The following is a 21,481-nucleotide window of genomic DNA, read 5'->3' as shown; positions in this document are numbered from 1 at the left end:
AAGGACGACACCAGGATGGCCAAATCCCCGCGAAACCGGATCAGCCACGGTGCTGCCGCCTTGCTCCTGGTGGCCGCCGCGGTCCAGACCGCCGTACCCGCGACCGCCACCGCCCAGCCGCCACCGTCGCCGATCCAAGCCGCGGCGCCTTCGTTCCAGCAGGTGACCCTCGCCAAGGGTGCGGCCGAGATGGGCGAGCCGATCTCGATGACCGTGCTGCCCGACCGGTCGGTCCTGCACACCTCCAGAGACGGCACGATCCGGCTCACCGACGCCGCCGGCAACACCAAGGTCGCCGGCAAGCTCGCCGTCTACGCGCACGACGAGGAGGGCTTGCAGGGCATCGGCGCCGACCCGAACTTCGCGACCAACCGCCACGTCTACCTCTACTACGCGCCACCGCTGTCCACACCGGCCGGTGACGCGCCGTCCGACGGCACCGACTTCTCCGCGTGGAACGGCGTCAACCGGCTGTCCCGCTTCGTGCTCAAGGCCGACGGCACCCTCGACAGCGCCAGTGAGAAGGTCGTCCTGGACGTGCCGGCCAGCCGCGGCACGTGCTGCCACGTCGGCGGCGACATCGACTTCGACGCGGCGGGCAACCTCTACCTGAGCACCGGCGACGACACCAACCCGTTCGCCTCCGACGGCTACAGCCCGCTCGACGAGCGCGCCAACCGCAACCCCGCGTTCGACGCCCAGCGCTCGGCCGCCAACACCAACGACCTGCGCGGCAAGCTGCTGCGGATCAAGGTCAACGCCGACGGCGGCTACTCCGTCCCGGCGGGCAACATGTTCGCGCCGGGCACGGCGGGCACGCGGCCGGAGATCTACGCCATGGGCTTCCGCAACCCGTTCCGCTTCAACGTGGACAAGGCGACCGGTGTCGTCTACCTCGGCGACTACGGCCCGGACGCGGGCTCCGCGAACCCCACCCGCGGTCCGGCGGGCCAGGTGGAGTTCAACCGCATCACCGGACCCGGCTTCTACGGCTGGCCGTACTGCACCGGGTCGAACACCACCGACGAGACCTACAACGACCACAACTTCGCCACCGGCGCCTCCGGGGGCAAGTACAACTGCGCGGGCGGGCCGACGAACAACTCACCGCGCAACACCGGCCTGCCGTCGCTGCCCGCGGCGAAGGCGGCCTGGATCAAGTACGACGGCTGCTCCGTGCCCGACCTCGGCTGCGGCAGCGAGTCGCCCATGGGCGGCCCGGTCTACCGCTACAACCCGAACCTCAACTCCTCGGTGAAGTTCCCGCAGTCCTACGACGGGCACTTCTTCGCCGCGGAGTTCGGTCGGCGGTGGATCAAGGACATCGCGGTCAACGCCGACGGCACGCGGGGCGCGATCACCTCGTTCCCGTGGACCGGCACGCAGGTGATGGACTCCGCGTTCGGCCCGGACGGCGCGCTGTACGTGCTGGACTACGGCACGGGCTGGTTCGCCGGTGACGCCAACTCGGCGCTGTACCGGATCGAGCACGTGACCGGCGGCCTCGCCCCGATCGCGAAGGCCGCCGCGGACAAGACCTCCGGCCAGGCGCCGCTGGCGGTGACCTTCTCGTCCGCGGGCTCGTCCGACCCCGACGGCGACGCCATCACCTACAGGTGGAACTTCGGCGACGGCGGCACGTCGACCGCGGCCAACCCGCAGCACACCTACTCGGCCAACGGCGTCCACACCGCCACCCTGACCGTCACCGACAGCACCGGTCGGACCGCCACGGCGAGCGTGCAGATCACCGTCGGCAACACCGCGCCGACCGTCACGCTCCACCTGCCGCAGAACGGGCAGCTGTTCGACTTCGGTGCCGCGGTGCCGTTCCGGATCACCGTCAGCGACCCCGAGGACGGCCCGATCGACTGCGCCAAGGTCAAGATCAGCTACATCCTCGGGCACGACTCGCACGGCCACAAGCTGACCGAGGCGTTCGGGTGCTCGGGCGCCGTTCAGACACCCCAGGACGGCGAGCACGACCCCAACGCCAACATCTTCGGCGTCTGGGACGCGGAGTACACCGACAGCAGCGGCGCCACCACGCACACCCAGCACGTCACCCAGCCGAAGACCCGCCAAGCCGAGCACCACGGTTCGTCCAACGGTGTCACGGTCTACAACAAGACCACAGCGCACGGCGGCAAGACGGTCGGCGACATCCACAACGGCGACTGGATCGCGTTCCAGCCCTACGTGCTGTCCGACGCGATGTCGATCAGCGCGAGGGTGTCCTCGGGCGGGGCGGGCGGCACCATCGAGGTGCGGGCCGGATCACCCACCGGCACGCTGCTCGGCACGGCGACCGTGCCGGTGACCGGGGGCTGGGAGACGTTCACCGACGTCACCGCGCGCCTGTCCAACCGGCCCGCCGGCACCACCACGCTGCACCTGGTGTTCAAGGGCGGCGCGGGCGCGTTGTTCGACGTCGACGAGTTCACCTTCACCACCGGCTCCCGCACCGGGCCGATCACCGGCCTCGGCGGCAAGTGCGTGGACGTCAGCGGCGGGAACACCGCCGATGGCACGAAGGTCCAGTTGTGGACCTGCAACAACACCAGCGCGCAGCAGTGGACCGCGTCCGCCGACGGATCGCTGCGCGCGTTGGGCAAGTGCCTGGACGTGAAGTCCGGCGGCACGGTGAACGGCACGGTGACGCAGCTGTGGACCTGCAACGGCTCCGGCGCGCAGCAGTGGGTCGCCCACTCGGACGGCACCCTGCGCAACCCGCAGTCGGGCCGCTGCCTGGACGCGTCGAACAACAGCAGCGCCGACGGAACGGTCCTGCACATCTGGGACTGCCTCGGCGCCGCCAACCAGAAGTGGACAGGGCCCTGATCACCGCCCACAATTCAACGAGGAGCTACTGATGTCTCGACTGCGAACAGTGCTGTCGGCGCTCGCCGCATCGGCGGTGATGATCGTCGCCGTGGCCCCGGTCCCGGCGCCCGCGGCCGACCCCGCCTACAAGGTGCTGGTCTTCTCCAAGACCGCGGGGTTCCGGCACTCGTCCATCCCCAACGGCATCCAGGCCATCCGCGACCTGGGCGCGGCCAACAACTTCACGGTCGACGCCACCGAGAACAGCGCGGCCTTCACGAGCGCCAACCTGGCCCAGTACCGGGCGGTGGTCTTCCTGTCGACCACCGGTGACGTCCTCGACGCCACTCAGCAGGCCGCCTTCGAGTCCTACGTGCGGGCAGGCGGTGGCTACGTCGGCGTGCACGCCGCGTCCGACACCGAGTACCAGTGGCCGTTCTACGGCGGCCTGGTGGGCGGGTACTTCCACTCCCACCCGTCGATCCAGCAGGCGACCGTGCGGGTGGAGGACCGGGCCCACGCCTCGTCGTCCCACCTCGGCGGTGACTGGGTCCGCACCGACGAGTGGTACAACTTCCAGGCCAACCCCAGGTCGAACGTGCACGTGCTGGCGCGCCTGGACGAGGGCACCTACTCCGGCGGCAACATGGGCGACCACCCGATCTCCTGGTGCCAGACCTACCAGGGCGGCCGGTCCTGGTACACCGGTGGCGGGCACACCGAGCAGAGCTTCGCCGAGCCCGCGTTCCGCGCGCACCTGCTCGGGGGCATCCGCTACGCGGCCGGCACGACCCGCGCCGACTGCCGGCCCGAGAACGGCTACACGTCGCTGTTCAACGGCTCCAACACCAACGGCTGGAGCCAGGCGGGCCCCGGCGGCTTCACCCTCGCCAACGGCACCCTGACCTCGCACGGCGGCCTGGGGATGCTCTGGCACTCGGCCAAGGAACTCCGGTCGTACTCGCTGAAGCTCGACTGGAAACTGGCCGGCGACGACAACACCGGCGTGTTCATCGGGTTCCCGGCGAGCAACGACCCGTGGTCGGCGGTCAACAACGGCTACGAGATCCAGATCGACGCCACCGACGCGGCCGACCGGACCACCGGCGCCGTGTACGGGTTCAGGTCGGCCGACATCGCCGCGCGGGACGCGGCGCTCAACCCGGTCGGCGAGTGGAACACGTTCGAGCTGCTCGTCGAGGGCGAGCGGCTCCAGGTGTTCCTCAACGGCGTGAAGATCAACGACTTCACCAACACCGACCCGGTGCGCAGCCTGCAACAGGGCCACATCGGCATCCAGAACCACGGTGACGGCGACGACGCGTCGTTCCGCAACATCCGGGTGAAGGAACTCTCCGGCACCCGGACCGGGCGGATCACCGGCCTCGCCGGGAAGTGCGTCGACGTCGACAACGCGGGCACGGCGGACGGCACCAAGGTGCAGGTGTGGACGTGCAACAACACGGCCGCGCAGCAGTGGACCCTGCCGGGTGACGGCACGATCCGGGCGCTCGGCAAGTGCCTCGACGTGCGGTCCGGCGGCACGGCCAACGGCACGGTGACGCAACTGTGGACGTGCAACGGCACCGGCGCCCAGCAGTGGGCCGCGCAGTCCGGCGGCGCACTGCGCAACCCCCAGTCGGGTCGGTGCCTCGACGCGTCGGGCAACAGCTCCGCCGACGGCACCGTGCTGCACATCTGGGACTGCCTCAACGTCGCCAACCAGAAGTGGACCCTGCCGTGACCGGGTGATGCCCGGTAGCCCCAGGAGTCGGCCATCCGGCCGGCTCCTGGGCGACCGCCGAGACATCACCGTCGCACCCGGGTCCAGCTTGGTCGGGTGAGGTGCCGATGGAGGTGGTCGTGGCGGTGAGCGCGCAGCGAGACGTGATCGACGACGCAGGCCGGGCGTTCGTCCTTGGTGGCACGATCGGGACCACATCACTGGCCGGCCAACGTTGTCACCGCGGGGGGGACGCCACACCCATGGCAGCCCCCATGCCGGAACGGCAGCCGTCCCCGCTCGAGACCGCCAAGCGGCACGTCGAGCAGGCATTCGTCCCGCGGATCGCTACGTCATGCTGCTGCCCGTCGGCACAGCAGTGCTGAAAGCCGCGGTCTGAATGAGCGTCCGCTGTACTCGGCCGCCGTGTGAAGGCTCGGTGGAAGCACAGGTGCCGTGATCGGGTCGTTGCTCGGGCGGGTCAGCTGAATGCGGTCGTGAACAGGCGCACGTCGGGGTTGTCGCGGGTGCGGTAGGTGTACCACCCGGAGCACCAGGACACACCGCCGGTGGTGTGCCAGTTGGCGGGTGTCCAGCGATTGCGGTGGGAGAGCAGCTCGGTCGCGACTGCTCGCTGGTGGCGTTTCGCGCCCACGGCCGTGAGCGCGGCGGCGACGAGGTCGGGTGCGGTGGGTGGGGCGGCGGTGTCGCCTGAGGCCGGGAGGAGGAGCAGCATGCGGGCGGCGGCGCTCAGCACGGGATCGGGCTGCTGTGATGTGGCGACGAGTTCGTCCCAGGACAGGCCCGGACCGTGGAAGTTGCCGCTGATGTGGGCGAGGGGGACGGCCCGTCGGTTGTCGGCAGGGCTGAGCAGGTAGTCGTGACCGCTGTCATCCGGGAAGTTGCACCACACGAGGTGCACGCGGTGACCGCCGCGAACGGGAAGGGTGAGCACCGGCCACCGGTCCTGGTCGTTCAGGTCCTCGTACAGCGCGCTCATGTCTGCGGGGTCGACGTCGAACGCCGTCGCCGCGGAGTCGGAGCCGCCGGTCAACATCAGGAACAGTGCCCAGAACACCGGATCGCCGACCAGGTCGGTTCGATCCACCAGGATGTCGTCCGGAACAGCCGGTACGAACCCGTCCACGTAACCGGGAATGCGCACCACCACACTATTCCACGGGTTTCCCACAGGGTGGCTTGCGCGCCGTGTTGCCGATGCACCCTGACCGCTTGCCAGGCCCCATGCCGGTCGGACCCGGGTCAGGCGGTTGCGCCACCAGGTCGCCTGGTGGGGATGTGTGAGTTCGTAGATGTGTCGAGCAGAGCGGCGTCGGTGGCTTGCGGGGCACGGGGAGGCAGCGGTCGGCCGGTCGGAATGAGGCGCCGTCGGCCACGATATCGCCTTTCAGCAGCGACAGGATGCCAGGCCGCAGGCGAAGTCGAGTTCGGGCAGTGCGCCGGCGAGGGCGAGTTGGGCGGCGAGACCGACGCTGGTTTCGAGTGCGTCGCGGACGGTTTCGACGTGGGCGAGGTCCTCACCCGGGGAGTCCGAGTGGTCGGCGATCTTGACCTTGGCGGTGCGGCAGCCGGAGTGGGCGATGATCTCGTGGGCGCGTTCTGAGCCGACCGCGGGAATGGTGCAGTTGATCGGGATGCGGGCGCGCACCGGCTCGGGTCAGTCGAGGGTGCGCTGTTCGACGGTGGTCGCCAGCCGCATCCTGGTCGAGCGCGGAGTGTCGCCGAAGCGCGCTACCTGACCGCAGGCGTGTCCGGTGCACGGTCCGCCTGTCGCCCCGGATGAAGATCATGAACCCCTCACCTGTCACACGACGCCGACCTTCCCCGATCCATCCGGGGCCGCCCCGTTGCCGCAGGTCACAGCTCCCTTGACCCCCCGATTTTGGCCACCGAGAACGATCATGTAACCTATGCACACACCACGGCGAGAGCCGGGGAGTCCGGGTGGCGGAATGGCAGACGCGCTAGCTTGAGGTGCTAGTCCCCGAAAGGGGGTGGGGGTTCAAGTCCCCCCTCGGACACACGGTTACCCCACGGGGCCAGGTCGGCAGTGTGTCGGACCGGTGTCGTGGGGTTCGTCTTTTTCACGGGCCCGCCGATACGTGTGGTTCGTCGATGACGACTCTGTTGGCATGGCAGGTGATCACGGCGTGGTCGGCGCGTAGTTTGTCGACGACGGTGTGCGGGCTTGCCGCTGCGGGCAGGTGGAGGACGTGGCCGATTCTGACGATCAGTTGTTCCTCGCGGTAGTAGAGCGTCGGTGGCGTCTGCTCGGTGCGCGCGCCGTGGTGGTGGCGGCAGCGGTAGCCGGGACGTCCGTGCGCCCACCGGGCTTCCATCCGTCGCCCGCACGTGCCGCAGCGCAGCAATCCGGCCAGCATGTAGTGGCGGGTCTCGCCGTGCTGGTTGGGGCGTTGAGCGCGGATGTGTTGGACGGCGACGAAGTCGCGTTCGCTGACCAGTGCCGGGTGGGCGGGTTGTCGGGACAGCACCCACTGGTGGGCGGGTTTCCACTTGGTGACGCGTCGGCGTCGCTGGTCGGTGGGGGAGTGGTGGTCGTGGTCGACAGACTGTCGGTTCCAGACCTGCCAGCCGGTGTAGCGGGGGTTGCGCAGGATCGTGGTGACCGTCTCGGCGGTCCAGCGGCGCCGGGTGCGGTGCGTGTTGCGCTGCGGATCGTGCGCTGACGGGCATGGGGTGTGCTGCTGGTTGAGGATCTCGGCCAGGGTGTCGATGCTGCGTCCGGCCTGGCGTTCGGCGAACAGCCACCGTACGGTCGGCGCAGTCTCGGGGTCGGGCTCCAGCCGGACGACGTTGCGACCGCGGCGCGCCCCCGCAGGGTGCGGGTGCAGGCCCGCGTCGACCAACCGGTAGCCGTAGGGAGCACGTCCGCCCAGATAACGGCCTTCCTCGGTCAGGGTCCGCATGGCCGCGATCGCGCGGTGCCGGGCACGGACCACTTCGCGCAGCGACTGCGCACCCAACATCCTGACCAACGCCCGATGCTCCGGCGTGTCGAGGTCGACCGGGCCGCCGGCTTCGGGCAGCCATACCTGCACGCCGTGACGCCGGAACAACGCGGGCAGCCGCTCCAACTGGTCGCCGGCGAAGCCGCGCTCGTACTCACCCACCACGATCGCGTCGAACCCGCGATCCGGATCCCGCACCGCAGCCAGCAGCTCCGCGGCCTGCGGCCGGTCACGCCACCGGTCACGCCGCGACCGCCCGGCGTCAAAGAAGGTGGCGGTGATGGTGCCGTACCCGGCGGTCAGCTCCTGCGCGACTTCCAGCTGCCAGGCCCTCGATGTCACCGGGTCCTGGCGCTCGGTGGTCGAGGTCCGACCGTAGAACGCGAACCGCAGACCACCCACAACGCCCCGCCCAGGGGCACCGCCGTTACCGGTCCGGTCTTCCGCCCGCAGGCCCATCCAGTCCGTGAGCACATGCCTACCGGACAACACCACGACATCCGCCTTCCGTATCACCACAGGAAGGCGAGACCTTCGCAACGTGGCTTCCCTCTGCGGTAAACGATCTTGCTGCGAGTCAGCGGAGAGTCACGATGACCGCTGTCTTCGCGACGGCGATAGTTCCAGAGGAAGGTGCGACGCGACGCTTGACGGCACCGTCGATCGCGTGGACCCAACGACCGCAGGTGCGACTACGGGCCGTGGCGCACTAGCCTGTCACCAAGCCAGAAGCCAGCAAGGAGGCACTCCGATCAACATCGATACGAACCGGATCGATCGGGCCTCCGTCGGTCTCTGTGAGTTTCAGATCAACGAACTCCTTCGCCACACCTTCCGCGAACAAACGACGTCAGACTTCGGCGTCGATGCACATGTCGAACTGAAACGTGACGGAATTCCGACCGGACGGCTGGTCGGGTTGCAACTGAAAGGCGGCCGCTCGCAGTTCGGCGAGGAAACGGACACGGGTTGGAAGTTCCGTCCCAAGAAAAAACATATCCCGTACTGGCTCGGCCATTCCCTGCCAATGTATCTACTGCTGATCGACAAGGACACTCGGACGATCTACTGGCAAGAACTGTCAGCGAGAACGCTAGAGACCGGCCCGCGTGGTGGCGTCTACGTCATGGTCCCCAAGACTCAGGCGTTGACAAGTGCTGGTGTAGCCTGGGAAATCGCCGCTGAAAAGTTCGCAGAAACGGCACTTTCAGACTACTCGGACAACCTCTTGCGTCTGCCTCCATCGGTCGTCAGGGCATTAGCGCCCCTTGTGGCTGTAAACGCAGGCGCCGCTGCACTATTGGCCGCCCATCTTGCGCGAGGCCGCACGGCCCCGGAGGTTGTGATCCACACCCTCAAGGACAGTGACCCAGCTTGGCTCTCGCCAAATGGTAGAAGCCTCGGCCTTGTCGCATTAGCCGACTACGCGCGCGCCCATGGTCTGGTGGAATTGGCGGCCGATGTGCTGCTCCTCGTCGCCGAACGAACACTCGAATCAAAATACAGATACACCCGCAATGCGGGCCTAATCGTACTCGACACTAATCGACCTCGGGCCCGTGACCTCATCACGATTGCCGCCTCGATGGCGGAAGCTTCCGGCGACGCGCGTCTCGATATTGGTCGTGCCGTACTCGCGCATCCCGAAGGTTCCGCTGCCCCCCTAGTCCTGTCGGATGAACTCAATACACAACTCGATGCGATCACCGATGACGATCTAGTCCTATCATTCCTCGCGCGCCGTAGCGAGAATGCTGGCGACTTCGATCGCGCTGTCTATCTGTTCGAGCAAGCGCTCGCGCTTGTTCCCGACTCGGTCAGCCTGATGGAGGCCTTAGCTAGCACACTCAGCCGCAGAGCGCAGACGTCCCGCATGCAGCCTGCAGACCAACGCCGCGCGATCCAACTCGCCTCTGATGCAGTCGATCAGCTACACCACTGGTCCGGTCCAACCGAATCGGCATTGCACACGCTCTTGCAAAGCTTGCTCATGGCTGGCCAATTCACGAAGGTTCTCGATCGAAGCCTGTCAGCACCCGATGGCCGAGCGACCACCGGAGAGTCGCAGAGACCCGACGTTCTCACGTTCGCCGCAACCGCTGCCACTGCACTCGAGCGGCGGGACCTCGCGTTGCGACTGATCGACTCACTACCTCCAGGCGTGGACCAGGACCTAGCTCGACTTCGGTTGAGAGACAATCCCAACGAGGTCGACGACCAACGCGCAGCATGGATCGATCTGGCCGAGCGACTGGATAAAAACCAGCCCGAGTCCCTGGTACAGGTCGTCATGCGTCTAAGCGATCTCGGAGTAGACGAGTCGGCGCGACTCAACCCACTGGTTGACGACAACCTCATCACGCCTGACCTCCGCGATCTTGCAGCGATCAGCGCGAAGGCACGTGTTCACCTCGATGCAGCCCTCCCGCAGTTGCGTCTGTTGGCTGAGCGTAACGATTTCGGGGCAATGAAGCTCGTCGACTATCTGACAAGCGCCGACAGATTCGATGATGCCGAAGTGGCATCCAAGGCCGCCTACCTTCGATATAAAAAACCAGAGTTCGCATTGCGTCGCGCCGAGCTGCTCATACACATGAATCGCGACCCGGAAGCACATGATGCGATCACTGACGCCCTCACCGCATCGTCTATTGATCCAATTCACCGCCGTATTGCCCATCAGCTACTCGCCCGTCTGCTGGTGCGCCAAGCCGCAAACGCTCCCGAAGGCAAACAGATCTGGCGACGGATCGAACGCCAGCTAAACGAGTGCGTGAACTCGGACGAACTGGTCGCCGAAGAGCGCGATATCTGGCAACTTGCAGACGCTCAGATGCGACTGGGTGAAGAAGCCGATGCGTTCACTACGCTCTCGCGCCACGAGCCAAAAGTTGTCACGGCAGACCAAGCTCGTTTGTGGATGTACATCATGCTGACGCAAACCGTGCTGACTGCACATACGTACGCGCGCATGCTCGAACTGGCAGACATCTTTGCCGACGACGTCGAGCTGAGTGCCGCGCTTTTGACAGCGGTGATCACACACACGCGCAACGCGGAGGACGAACCTGCTACCCCTGCTGATCAGCGGGCAGTCCTCGATGGCGATCGCCGAGCAGCCGCCTTCGCTGCGCTTCACGCTCATGTGGAGCGCCACGGTGACCGGAGCCCGATCAAAATCCTTCAGGCTCCAACGACCGAAGACCTTATTATCAAGATGACCGAACTTGCGCGCCGCGATCACGGTCCGCTCATCGAAATTACCGAGATGATTCGTCAGGTCCGTTTGCCCCTGGGCATGCTGGCGTTGGCCGCGGGCAGGCCATATTCGTCAACTCTCGCAATCAGACCTCTTGGTTACTTCATTACAGCGGCAGCTCTCGAAGATGACGACGTTGCCGACGAGGAGGCTGCTAACGCATCGTTCAACCGCGACGTCGTGGTCGATGTGTCCGCCCTACTCATCGCTAGCGAGCTTGGCGAATTCGACAAATTCCGAGGCAACTTCCGAAGCCTCCTTATTTCGTCCGCGTCGCATACGGACATTCGTGCAGGTCGGGCTATTCTGGAAGGTCAGTCATCTAGCAGCGGATCCATAAGATACGACGCAAGGACCGATTCAATCGCCGCCGTCGAGATGGACGTCGAAGACCACCTCGACACCCTCGCCCGCTTCTCAAAAATCGACAGTTCTCTCGCCGCGACCCAAATGGTCGCAGATACAACTCTCGATGAGCTTGACCTTCCTGGATCAGCCCCCTGGCTTGCTCCGATTGCGCTTGCGAAGCACCGAGGTATACCACTCTGGTCGGACGACCTGGCGCAGAGACGGCTGGCCAGATCGCTTGGTGTAGAAGCGTTCGGGACGACGACGCTGCAGCAACTTCGCACTGCAGAGCGACTGAGTGACGAAAGAATAGACGACACGCAGTATCGAGAAGCGCTTGATGTTAGGCGGCAAGAGGTTCTGGACGCCCTGAGTGCGCGTGTCGTCGACGTCCCGACCGACTGTCAGGTTGTCATCGATCAAGGCAATGCCGAGGAATGGAATGAACGACTCGCGCTTGTCACGGTCGGCAGGCCTGGCTGGTGGCACATGACCGCCAATCCATGGAGCGATCTTTTGTCCATTCTAACGGCTGCGGAGGAAAGCGATGGCCCATCCGACACGTGGCGCTATCACGCGATGTGGGGTGTCGCGCGAGTCGCACCCGACGATCCGAATCGTTCGGCGCTACTGATTGCCTGCGCTGCGCTGGTCTGTATCGGCGACGCCTTGGACGTGAACAAGACGGTTGAGTACCTCATCACGGCCAACAACATCGCGGCCCAGCGTGGCGCGAAAATCCCATCAGACTTCCTGGTCGAGGCCGCGACGGCACTCGAGTTGGCAGGCGTGTTCTCCTATGCGCCATCAGATGTGGCACGTCTGCGCCCTAGGCTCTCCGGATCGGACGGCAGTGTCCCGTCAACCGCTTAGGCCCCCAGGATCCGTAGGCAGCGTCAAGTAGTGATCACCGACTGCTGACAAGGCGGATGAGTTGATTTTATTAAGTTCTATAGGCACATCCTGGCAGGTTGCGAGTCGGTCGATTCCCGGCTGCAATGTGCCATTAACACCTGCGCACTGAAGCTGTCCATTCTCGGACGCGGCATATTCGGATTGATCGCTTAAGGCTGCGCCGTCGGGGCGGGCGCCGTGTTATGATCGACGAGGGCTCAAGGATGTCAACAGCGGTCACCGCAGCGGAGGGTTTTCGCTTGGATGCCCAAGCGCCGAGTTGCTGGATGATTGTCGAACCTGTCTGTCAATTTGACGGACCTCGCATTCAGTCACGTGCCGACCACTACGGCACTGATAACGCCGGGACATCACGTGTCACCGGTAGTGCCGGCAAAGCCCGAGAAGCGCATCATGGGCCGAAGCACACCGCTCAAGTCCAGCGGGAACCGAACAGAGTGCGCGCGGCGGGTACCTGGCGCAGTTCGACCGCCTCGCGCCCGCATAACACCTCGACGCCCTCGTCACGCAGCGTCTCGATGACTGCGGCACTGGCAACGGCCGATCCCGGTTGCCGGGGCGCGGGGGCACCCACGATGTGCTCCACCAGACGTTCCTCACGCCAGTACAACGTCCCGGCCCTGTCGACCTGACGCGGGCGGGCACTGCTGTAGCCATGACGACACCGGTAGCCCGGACGTCCGTGCACCCAATGCGCATCCATCCGCCGCCCACACACACCACACACCACCAAACCCGCCAACAGGTACTCACGCCGATCGCCCCGGTCGTTCAGTCGCCGGGCACGCACCCTCTGCACCTCGACGAAATCTCGCACGCTGACCAACGGCGTGTGCACGACCTCCAGCGAGACCGCCCAGTCCTGCGGCAGGTTCGGCACCTGACCCGGACGCCCGGTGCACAGATCGACCTCGTCACGGTCGGTCCCCACCCGGTTCCACACCTGACGCCCCGTGTAGCGCGGGGTTCTCCAGGATCGTCCGCACCGACTGCACACCCCACCCCTCACCCGAGCGGTGCCGGTTGCGCCCCGGATCAGCCGCGGACGGGCACGGCGCACCACGCTCGTTGAGCCCGCGGCCGATCCCGGCCAGCGACATCCCCGCCACACGGCGGGCGAACATCCACCGCACGTGCCCGGCGGTCCGAGGATCCGGCGCCAGCTTCCGTGCCCGCCGCCCCCCACCGCGCGTCGGCACGCTTGGGGTGCGGGCCTCCGTCGACCAGCATGTACCCGTACGGCGGACGCCCACCCAGATAACGGCCCAACTCGGCCTGAGCCTTCATCGACGCCAACGCCCGGTTACGAGCCCGGATCAGCTCCCGCTCCGACTGCGCCCCAAGGAACGTCATCAACCGACGGTGATCGTCGTCCTCCAGGTCCACCCGGCCGCCGACCTCGGGCAACCACACCTGCACTCCCGCCGCGCGCAGCAACGGCACCAGCTCGTCGAACTGACGACCGCAGAACGCGCGCTCGTACTCGCCGACCACGATCGCGTCGAACCCGGGGTCCGGATCGGTCAACGCCTCCAGCAACCGGGCAGCTTCCGGCCGATTAGACCACCGGCGCCGCCGCGAGGCGCACTCGTCGAAGAACTCCGCCACGACCGTTCCGCGCCCGGCGACCAGACGCTCGCACACCTCCCGCTGCCACAACCGCGAGGAACGCCGGTCCTGGTACTCCGAGGTCGACATCCGCCCGTAGAACGCAAACCTCAACCCGGAATGAACGTGTGGGCTCTGTGACCGCCTTCGGTCGGTCTCACGTTGTTTGGCCTGCAACCAGCAGTCCAACAAGCTTTGATCATCCATAGAGGCGCTGGTCGTCATGGGTGCGACACCTTCAGTCGAGGAACACGGCCCTCCTGGGACCGCACGCCGCCAGGACCATGACGGTGGCACCATCGGCGACCACCCTTATGGAGCAGGACCTACCCCTGAACAGCCCACACCTATGACGTGGCGCAGTCCGCAGGAGTCCGTCCCCCTTTGGACGGCGTGCCGGCGGAGTCAGCCCGGCCACTGCACAAGCAGCAGATGCACCTCGCGGCCTGACGGTGACGGTGCCGGATTGCAGTGTGTGCTTGCCCAGATTGCCGTCTGTGCCGGTCGGATAGCGTGATGGAACCGCGCGCCGAGCGAGCTGGGCGGCAGTCACGATCGATGCACAGACCGTCATCACGCATGGGACGATGCCCCTACCGTCGACACGAGGGGGTCGGGTGGAGGAGGACGGCCGCGTCGCCAACCACATGACCGGTGGGGTGCATGGGCCGGCTGTGCAGGTAGGGGTCCTTCACGGCGGGATGCACGTCCATTACGCCAGTGCGGACCGGTCCGCAGCGCCGCCTCCGGCGGATTGGGACGAGGCGCCGCATCTGCCTATCGAGGTGGTGTTCCTGCTGCGCGCCCAGGTGCGTGCCGCTCAGGAGTTGCCCTATCGGTTGCCCGGTGCGCGTCGCCCGTCGTTGGCCACCGTTCACGTCCGCCAGGACCTCGGGTCCGGCACCGAGGAGCAGGCGCCCGCTCAACCTCGGCCGGTGCCGCTTCTGGACGATGGGGGGCAGGTGACGGAACCGCGGCCCGCGGTGGCGACCCGGGTCACGGTCCGGCCCCCGGCTCGCACGGTCCGCGAAGCGCTCGACACCGACGACCACGTCTTGGTCACCGGTGGTCCAGGCCAGGGCAAGTCGACTCTGGCGCTGCGTTTGGCGGCCGATGTCGCCGACCGCTGGACCGGTGGTGGCACCGCTGCGCTCGCCGAACCGGTGGTACCGCTGCGCCTGACCGCGCGGGAACTGGCCGCCCGGCTCGACCTGCCGTTCCCGGAGGCGTTGGCGGGCAGCGCGCGCGCCGAGTACGGTGCCCTGCTCGGCGCGCCGCCGGACGCCACAGTGCTGGGCGACCGCGTCGCGGGCTGCCGCTGGCTGCTGCTGGTCGACGGCCTGGACGAGGTCGCCGACACCGACGATCGCGACCGGCTCGTGGGTGTGCTGGCGGCGTGGGCCGAACCGACTTCGCCCTACCGGGTCGTGGTCACCACCAGGCCGATCGACGGCGCGTCCCTGGCCCCGCTCCAGCGCGTCGGCGCCGCACGGTACGAGTTGCAGCCGTTCGACGAGCAGGCACTGGCCCGCTTCGCCGGCAACTGGTTCGCAGACGACGAGCGGACCGGGCGCTTCCTGCGCCAGATCCGTGGCGCGCACTTGGACGAACTCGTCTGCGTGCCGTTGTTGGCGACGATCGCGGCGATCATCTTCGAGCAGTACGGCGACCGCCCGCTGCCGGACAACCAGTACGAACTGTACGAGGCGTACCTGAAGTACCTGCGCACCGCGCATCCTGCCGCGAGCTTGTTCGACGAGGTCACGGACCAGCTGCTGGAACACCTCGGCCGGGTGCGCCTCGAAGTGGACACCCCGCTGCTGACCGCGATCAGCGAGTGGGCGGCCGAGCATGTCCCGCGGAATGACCCGGACGACCTTGTCGCCCACCTCGCGGCGGTGGGCCCGTTCACCCGGCGGGCCGGCGACGACCTGCACTTCCTGCACCACAGCTTCGCCGAGCACCTCGCTGCCACCGCGAAGGCCCGGCTGTTACCCGAGGCTTTCGATCCGGACCACCCTGACTTCGGCCGACTCGTGCACGTCGCCCGTCCCCGCGAGGGCGGTCGTCACGCCCGCGCCGTGCTGCTGCACTACACCCGCCTGCGGCCCGACCGTACCGACGGCTTGATCGAATCCCTGCACCGGGGGAGCGCCGACAGGCATCTGCTGGCCGCCCGCCTGCTGGCCTCGCACGCGCCGGCGAGCTCGCCCGTCGTGGACGCGTTCCTCGCCACGGTCCGCGCGTGGGCCCTGACCACCCGGCCGGACGCCGCGGAGATCCTGGCGCAGACGAGCCGAGCCGCGCACCACCCGGGCTTGGCTCGGTGGCTGGCCGACCTGGTGGACGACGCCGAGGCGCCGTGGAGTTCACGGGTGGAGGCGGCCACCGCGCTCGCGACCCGGTTGCGCGGTCCCGGGTCGGAGTCGGCGCTCGTGCTGCTCCGTTCGGTCGTCGACGACGGCACGGTGCCGGTCGTGCACCGACTGTCGGCAGCCGAGGCGCTGTCCGAGTGCGGGTGCGACGAGCGGGAGGTGTCCGAGCGCGGGCTGCGCGCGGTGCTCGATGACCCAATCGCCGACGGCGACGACCTGCGCGCCGCCGCCGTAGTGCTCGCCGGGTTCGGCGGCGCGGCTCGTGCCCGCGCGGTCGAGGCGTTGACCGCGATCCTGGACGACCCCTCGTACAACGACGGCGACGTCGCGCAGGCGGCGACCGGCCTGGTCGAGATCGACATCGAGTTCCATGGCCGGTGCGCTGAAGTCTTCCACGCGCTGTTGGCGCGGAACAGCCAAACCTACAAGGCCGCCACTGGCCTGGCCTCGCTCGGACCGCATCGCTCGGGCGAGGCCGCCGCAGGCCTGACGACGTTGATCACGGATCGACGGCGTCCGCCGGAAGAGCGGGTCTCTTCGGCGGGCGCGCTGGCGGAACTTGGGCTGCAGCACCGGCTCGCCGCCGCCGAGCACGTGGTCGCGATCGCCGCGGAGCCCGGTACAACGCCGAACAACCGATGGTTCATCGCGACTGTCCTACTCGAACAAGGGGCGCTCGACCACGCCGTCCCCCTGCTGCACGGTCTGCTGGTCGAGCGAGGCGCGGACCTCTACGACCGCCTGTGGGCGGCCAAGGAGCTGGTGGGTCTGGGAGTCGACCACCATGGTGACGCCACCCGAGCCCTGCACGCCGTGGCGAACGACCCCGCGGCCCCAGGGTTTGTTGCGACGCAGGCGTGGGCGGAACTGGCCAGGTTGGGAAGCATGGAGGCCGTGACCGCGTTGCGGCACATGCTCCTCGACGGCGACGCTGCCCCCGTTGATCGGTGCCGGGCGGCGCAGCGGCTGGTCGGCCTCGGCCCTGAGCACCATGCCGAGGTGGCCGGGCAGATGCTCGAATTGGCGTCCACGCACCCCGACCCGCTTGCCCGCCTCGAAGCTTGGCGGACGCTGCGCGACCTCGGTACAGGGTTGCGCGTGAGGGCCGACGAGGAAGTGCGGGCGTTGTCGGGGCGTGACCAGGCGCTCGCCTGGGAAACGTGGCAGCACCTGGTGGTGGTGCACCGGTCCGACACCGACGACCCCGAGTCGTCAGCCGCCGCCGTGACCGCGGTGCTGCGCGACCCGACGTGCTCCTCGAAGTCGCGACTGGCCGCCTGCCGGAGCCTGGTCAACCTCGGACGCCGGTTCGAACCAGCCGCCGCGGCCGGAACCGTCGACATCCTCCGCTCCGGCAACGTGCCCGCTCGCGACCTCTACTGGGTGGCCCAGGGGTTCAGCTCGGCCAGCGCGGAGTCACAAGCCCTCATCACCGAGGCGCTGCGAGAAGTGGCGTCGCACCCGCACGCATCGTCCGCGACCGTGTGCAAGGCGGTCAAGTCGGTGGAAGCGCGCGGCCTCCCGATCGGTTCCGAGCTGATCTCCGCACTGCGGACCATCGTGGCCGACGAGACGGAGGAAGCACAGGTGCGCGGTGAGGCAGCGGTCGCCCTGGGCCGTGCCGTCCCGGAAGAACTCCCCGGCGCGGTCGACACCGTGTTGAGCCTCTACGACTCCCGACCTACGTGGTCGTGGGAGAACAACCTAAAGGATCTCGTCGCACTCGGGGTCGACATCGTGCCCGAGCTGCCACAGGAGACCCGGCACCACGTCCGGATCATCGCGGCGACTCTGATCGCCAAGACGCGACCGGAACGGCGGGCACGCGCGCTCGCCGAACTTCGCGAACTGGCCGACGACGACGCGCTCGACCTCACTTGGCGCACCGAGGCGTGGCTCCGCCTAGCCGATCTCGACCCCGACGCGCGGGACGACGCCATCGTCTTCCACCGGGCCATCGCATACGACGGACAAGAGCCGGTTCGCGACCGGTCCAAGGCCGCCGCGCACTGGGCGAGCCTCGACCGGTCGGTCGCCCATGACGCGGTCGCGCTGCTCCGGGAGTTCGCCACGAGCACGAGGCACACCGCCGAGGAACGCGGGGCGGCGCTGACCCACCTGAATTCCCTGTGGTCCGCCCGTCCGTCCGAGGTCGCGCGCCTGTGGCTGGCCCTCGCTCGTGATCCGGCTGCCCCCACGGACCTCGTGCGCCGCGCTGCCTCGTTCCTGTCCGGCCCCGAGCGGTTGAGGCTCGACCGCATGCTGCTCGCCGACCGCAGCGCCACACCGCACGAGCGCGTCGGCACCACCATGGAGTCGGACCAGCCCACCGCCGCGAGAGCGGCCGAAGCCGCCCTGCGGGACACTCTCGACGCCGTCGAGTCCAACCCTCCCCAGCGTGTCGAGGCGGCTGCGGCATTGGCCAGGCTCGCCCCTCGGCTGGTGCCGGAAGCAGGACGGCTGCTGACTGAGCTGCTCCACGGCCGGTGCGCCGCCGACGAGGCGCGCCACGCCTTGACCCAGCTGGGCGGGGTGTGGCGGCGGCGCGTCGTCGCGGACACCGAACAGGTCCTCGCCAACCCGGCCGAGCACTGGCGATCCAGGGTGAAGGCGGCGTCCCTGATCTGGCGCATCACGTCGACCCCGCCCACACCGGTGGTCGACCGCACCCGCGCCCTTGCCTATGACGAACCTGTCGGCGACCCGAACCGGGTGCGGCTGCGTTACCTCCTGCGCGCCCACGACGGCCTCGACCCTGTGCGGGCCTTCCGCGACGATGAACGGGTTCGGTCCGCGATCCGGTGGACAGCGGCGAACCTGCTGCACGAGCACACCACGGCCGATCGCGAGGCCAGGGTCCGTGTCCTCGACGCGATCGCGACCGACCCCGCGTGTCGCCCGGCCCTGAGATGGCGCGCCGCGCGCGACCTGCTGAACTCCGGCGCCCGCGCCCGCCCCGCGGGCGCGTCGGCACTGAGGGCCATCGCGACCGACGCGTCTCTACCGGTCACAGTCCGACGAGACGCAGCACGTGCACTGGGCATGGGGCGCCCGGACCTCAGGTTCGAGATGGCCCGAGTCCTACTCGGCTTGGTCGACGGCGCCACGCCCCTGGCCCGGTTACAGGTGCTCGAGGCGATCGCGCTGTTCGACCCGGCTGCCGGGGTGCCAGACCTCGAAGCCATGGCCCTCGACCACGCGCTTCCCCCGGCCACCCGCATGCGCGCCGCCGACTCCCTGCTCGACTGCGACCGCACCAGTCGGGAGAGAGCTGCTGTGGTCGTGCGGGAGATCGCACACGACCCTGCGGTGGCACCCCACGTGCGGCTCAAAGCCGCCCGGGCACTAGCCCACTGGAGCGACACCTGCCGTGGCGAGGCACAGAAGATGATCGTCGCACTACGTCGCGAGCTCAGTTGAGGCATCGAGTATCTTCCTCGCCCGCTCCGCGTCGCGTGCCGCTCGAACGTCATCGCTTCTCGTCAAGCGACGACTCCATACTCGTCGACGAGTCCGCCGAGGATTCGTGCAGCAGTGTGAGTATCGAGGTCGGGTACCGGAGCCGGGTTTCGTACTTCGAGTGGTGGTTGGTCGAGGGAGTCTGCGGGCGACCTCCAGTTGCCACGCCCGCGAAGTCACCGGGTCCTGGTGTTCATGGGTAGAAGCTCGACCGTAGAACAAGAACCGCAGACTCCCCGACAGGAACGGCATCCCTCGCCGGACTACCCGGTGGGACGGTGGCGAAGATCCACTCGGCAAGCGTGGTAGGCCGCGAAGGATCGGGCACGGTCCTCGGCGTCGGAGAGGAGAGGCGCGCCGAGGTGGACACGGCACGATCGATGCGCTGACGGCAACTCAATCCGGACTCACACGCAGGGAGCAGTGCGTGCTCACTCCGATCGAGTACGAAGTCCGACACGCCAGGATCGCTCCAGCAGCCTGAACCCCGGCAACCCGGCTCGGTCAAATCGGGGTGACGATCAAGGTGCCACTAACCCCAGGCAAGGATTGTAGGTCGGATTCAGGTCGCGATTTGGCAAGGCGGCCGGCGGTGGATCTGGACGGCCGACTCCGCCACGTACGCTGCGCTGCGTGAACAGAACCATGCCCGTCCTCGCTCTCGCGGCAGTCCTGCTTGTTGGCGCGTGCGGTGGCGGAACTCCGGCCGCCACGTCTTCCTCGTCGGCGACGTCCGCCGGCACTAGGCAGTCGGTCGACGTCGCGGCCGAGGAGGAGGCGGTCCGCAAGGCCTTTGCCGATTACCGGGAGGCTGCCCAGGCCAAGGACGGCGTCGCGGCTGCCGCGCTGCTGTCGCAGGACATGCTGAACTATTACACGGGGGCCCGCGACCTCGCTCTCACCGGTTCTGAGCAGCAGGTGCGCGAGGGCGGTGTCACCGCTTCGATCCTGGTCTACGTGCTGCGCGCCGAGTTCGACGCCGCCGAGTTGGGTGGGATGTCGGCCGAGCAGTTGGTGTCCGCCGCTGTGGAGAAGGGCTTGGTGAGCGAGAACAGCCTGGACAACGTGGAGCTGGGCACGGTGGTGGTGGACGGCGACACGGCGCGGGCGGACCTGACCTCGCGTGGCCAGTCCGCCGGCGTGGAGTTGCCGTTCCACAAGGAGGACGGCTCCTGGCGGTTCGACCTCGGGCCGTTGATGGCCGCCGGTGACGAGGCGCTGGAGACCGTTGCCGGGGAGCGTGGCGTGACCGTGGAGCAGCTCGTCGACACGACGCTCGGCACGCTCTACGGCGCGGATCGGGTACCGGAGCTGAAGAAGCCGCTTCAGGGCTGACTACGCGTCTCCTGCTCGCGTTTTGCGTCGGATGGCCCGCGTGCATCGTTGATGCGGGCCACCGGGATGGCGCGGCCCTTCCTGAATCGGATCGTCGGAGTGTTGTTGCGGCGAGGACAGCTGGGCCGTCCACGGGGTTGCCAGCCATAGGGATCCAGCGAGGTGCGGACGTTGAAGGCCTGCGGTGCGGGCTTGCTGGTAGTAGCCATCTGCGGTGATGGCGGACGCCCGGTCGCCGGCCTGTCCGGCAGTCGACGTGCCCTCGTCTTTGTGGAACTACCGCGCGGTTCACGTTCTACGGTTGGCAGACATGGGTGAGACCAGCGACAACGTTCTCGAGGTCGAGCACCGCGGCCACCGTGTCTGAGCCGATTCGCCGACCGTAATGCGCGCGACGCGCTGCTGCCCGCGCAGTCCGGGCTGCGTGAGCGCGTGCTGGACCACATGTATCGGGCGAAATTCAGCACGGGCTACTGGTCCGTGCGGCTCTCCGTGTCCACCGTGGCGGGTCTGCGCCCGGCGATCGTGCTGACCCGGCGCACCGACAAGGGCACCTGCCGTCTTGATCGTGATTGAAAACCTGCGGCGGTCCACCGTCGACACCAGCGAGAGACCACCCGCGCGAGCATGTCGCCGACTGCCCAAC

Annotated in this window: 11 protein-coding genes, 1 tRNA gene and 1 pseudogene; 7 read left to right on the top strand and 6 right to left on the bottom strand. The window is 67.8% G+C overall.

The genetic code is table 11. The annotated features are described in order from the left end of the window. The first annotated feature begins 15 nt into the window (after positions 1–15). Complete coding sequence (locus F4560_RS16440) at positions 16–2,841, top strand: carbohydrate-binding protein (RefSeq protein WP_184920988.1); 2,826 nt, start codon at positions 16–18, stop codon at positions 2,839–2,841. A gap of 79 nt (positions 2,842–2,920) precedes the next feature. Continuing rightward, the gene (locus F4560_RS44675) at positions 2,921–4,567 is read left to right on the top strand and encodes a ThuA domain-containing protein (RefSeq protein WP_246478482.1); all 1,647 of its coding nucleotides are present in this window, start codon (positions 2,921–2,923) and stop codon (positions 4,565–4,567) included. A 460-nt stretch (positions 4,568–5,027) separates the two neighbouring features. On the opposite strand, the gene F4560_RS16430 is transcribed toward F4560_RS44675, so the two are convergent. Both F4560_RS16430 and F4560_RS16425 read right to left on the bottom strand, forming a co-directional pair. Further along, positions 5,028–5,711, bottom strand: coding sequence for a hypothetical protein (locus F4560_RS16430; protein ID WP_184920986.1), 684 nt, complete (start codon positions 5,709–5,711; stop codon positions 5,028–5,030). Between the two features lie 163 nt (positions 5,712–5,874). Continuing rightward, positions 5,875–6,224, bottom strand: a pseudogene (locus tag F4560_RS16425) (hypothetical protein); the annotation flags it as partial. 281 nt (positions 6,225–6,505) lie between these two features. Between F4560_RS16425 and F4560_RS16420 the strand changes: the two are divergent. Further along, a tRNA-Leu gene (locus tag F4560_RS16420) sits at positions 6,506–6,588 on the top strand. A 63-nt stretch (positions 6,589–6,651) separates the two neighbouring features. Here F4560_RS16420 and F4560_RS16415 read toward each other — a convergent pair. After that, on the bottom strand, positions 6,652–8,055 hold the full coding sequence (locus tag F4560_RS16415; protein WP_184920985.1) for a recombinase family protein: 1,404 nt from the start codon (positions 8,053–8,055) through the stop codon (positions 6,652–6,654). 148 nt (positions 8,056–8,203) lie between these two features. On the opposite strand from F4560_RS16415, the gene F4560_RS16410 reads away from it, so the two are divergent. Next, complete coding sequence (locus tag F4560_RS16410; RefSeq protein ID WP_184920984.1) at positions 8,204–12,016, top strand: DUF4365 domain-containing protein; 3,813 nt, start codon at positions 8,204–8,206, stop codon at positions 12,014–12,016. 454 nt (positions 12,017–12,470) lie between these two features. Here F4560_RS16410 and F4560_RS46180 read toward each other — a convergent pair whose 3' ends face one another. Genes F4560_RS46180 through F4560_RS16395 form a run of 3 tightly spaced genes read right to left on the bottom strand, consistent with a single transcriptional unit; the run spans position 12,471 to position 13,756 of the window. After that, the gene (locus F4560_RS46180) at positions 12,471–12,989 is read right to left on the bottom strand and encodes a recombinase zinc ribbon domain-containing protein (protein WP_221483523.1); all 519 of its coding nucleotides are present in this window, start codon (positions 12,987–12,989) and stop codon (positions 12,471–12,473) included. Further along, positions 12,973–13,158, bottom strand: a complete 186-nt coding sequence (locus F4560_RS46665) for a recombinase family protein (protein WP_376775307.1) — start codon at positions 13,156–13,158, stop codon at positions 12,973–12,975. Before F4560_RS46665 ends, F4560_RS46180 begins: the two co-directional genes overlap by 17 nt. Continuing rightward, the gene (locus tag F4560_RS16395; RefSeq protein WP_184920979.1) at positions 13,094–13,756 is read right to left on the bottom strand and encodes a recombinase family protein; all 663 of its coding nucleotides are present in this window, start codon (positions 13,754–13,756) and stop codon (positions 13,094–13,096) included. The genes F4560_RS46665 and F4560_RS16395 overlap by 65 nt, the downstream gene beginning before the upstream one ends. Before the next feature lie 611 nt (positions 13,757–14,367). Between F4560_RS16395 and F4560_RS16390 the strand changes: the two genes are divergently transcribed. From F4560_RS16390 to F4560_RS45625, 3 genes are all read left to right on the top strand, one after another. Beyond that, entirely contained in the window at positions 14,368–19,461 is a 5,094-nt protein-coding gene (locus tag F4560_RS16390; RefSeq protein WP_184920976.1) for an NACHT domain-containing protein, read from the top strand. 672 nt (positions 19,462–20,133) lie between these two features. After that, the gene (locus F4560_RS16385) at positions 20,134–20,835 is read left to right on the top strand and encodes a hypothetical protein (RefSeq protein WP_184920975.1); all 702 of its coding nucleotides are present in this window, start codon (positions 20,134–20,136) and stop codon (positions 20,833–20,835) included. A 444-nt stretch (positions 20,836–21,279) separates the two neighbouring features. Further along, a complete protein-coding gene (locus F4560_RS45625) occupies positions 21,280–21,411 on the top strand; it encodes a hypothetical protein (protein WP_281391921.1) in 132 nt (43 codons plus the stop codon). The last annotated feature ends 70 nt before the right edge of the window (positions 21,412–21,481 follow it).

Origin of the sequence: Saccharothrix ecbatanensis (assembly GCF_014205015.1) — a bacterium.
Lineage (GTDB): Bacteria > Actinomycetota > Actinomycetes > Mycobacteriales > Pseudonocardiaceae > Actinosynnema > Actinosynnema ecbatanense.
The sequence above is the reverse complement of the archived record's forward strand: the minus strand, read 5'-3'. Positions and strand labels throughout refer to the sequence as shown.

Coding starts and splice junctions, on each gene's coding strand:
- F4560_RS16440 (WP_184920988.1), top strand. CDS start 16: ATGGCCAAATCCCCGCGAAACCGGATCAGCCACGGTGCTGCCGCCTTG.
- F4560_RS44675 (WP_246478482.1), top strand. CDS start 2,921: ATGATCGTCGCCGTGGCCCCGGTCCCGGCGCCCGCGGCCGACCCCGCC.
- F4560_RS46665 (WP_376775307.1), bottom strand. CDS start 13,158: ATGTCGCTGGCCGGGATCGGCCGCGGGCTCAACGAGCGTGGTGCGCCG.
- F4560_RS16395 (WP_184920979.1), bottom strand. CDS start 13,756: ATGTCGACCTCGGAGTACCAGGACCGGCGTTCCTCGCGGTTGTGGCAG.
- F4560_RS16390 (WP_184920976.1), top strand. CDS start 14,368: ATGCACGTCCATTACGCCAGTGCGGACCGGTCCGCAGCGCCGCCTCCG.
- F4560_RS45625 (WP_281391921.1), top strand. CDS start 21,280: ATGTATCGGGCGAAATTCAGCACGGGCTACTGGTCCGTGCGGCTCTCC.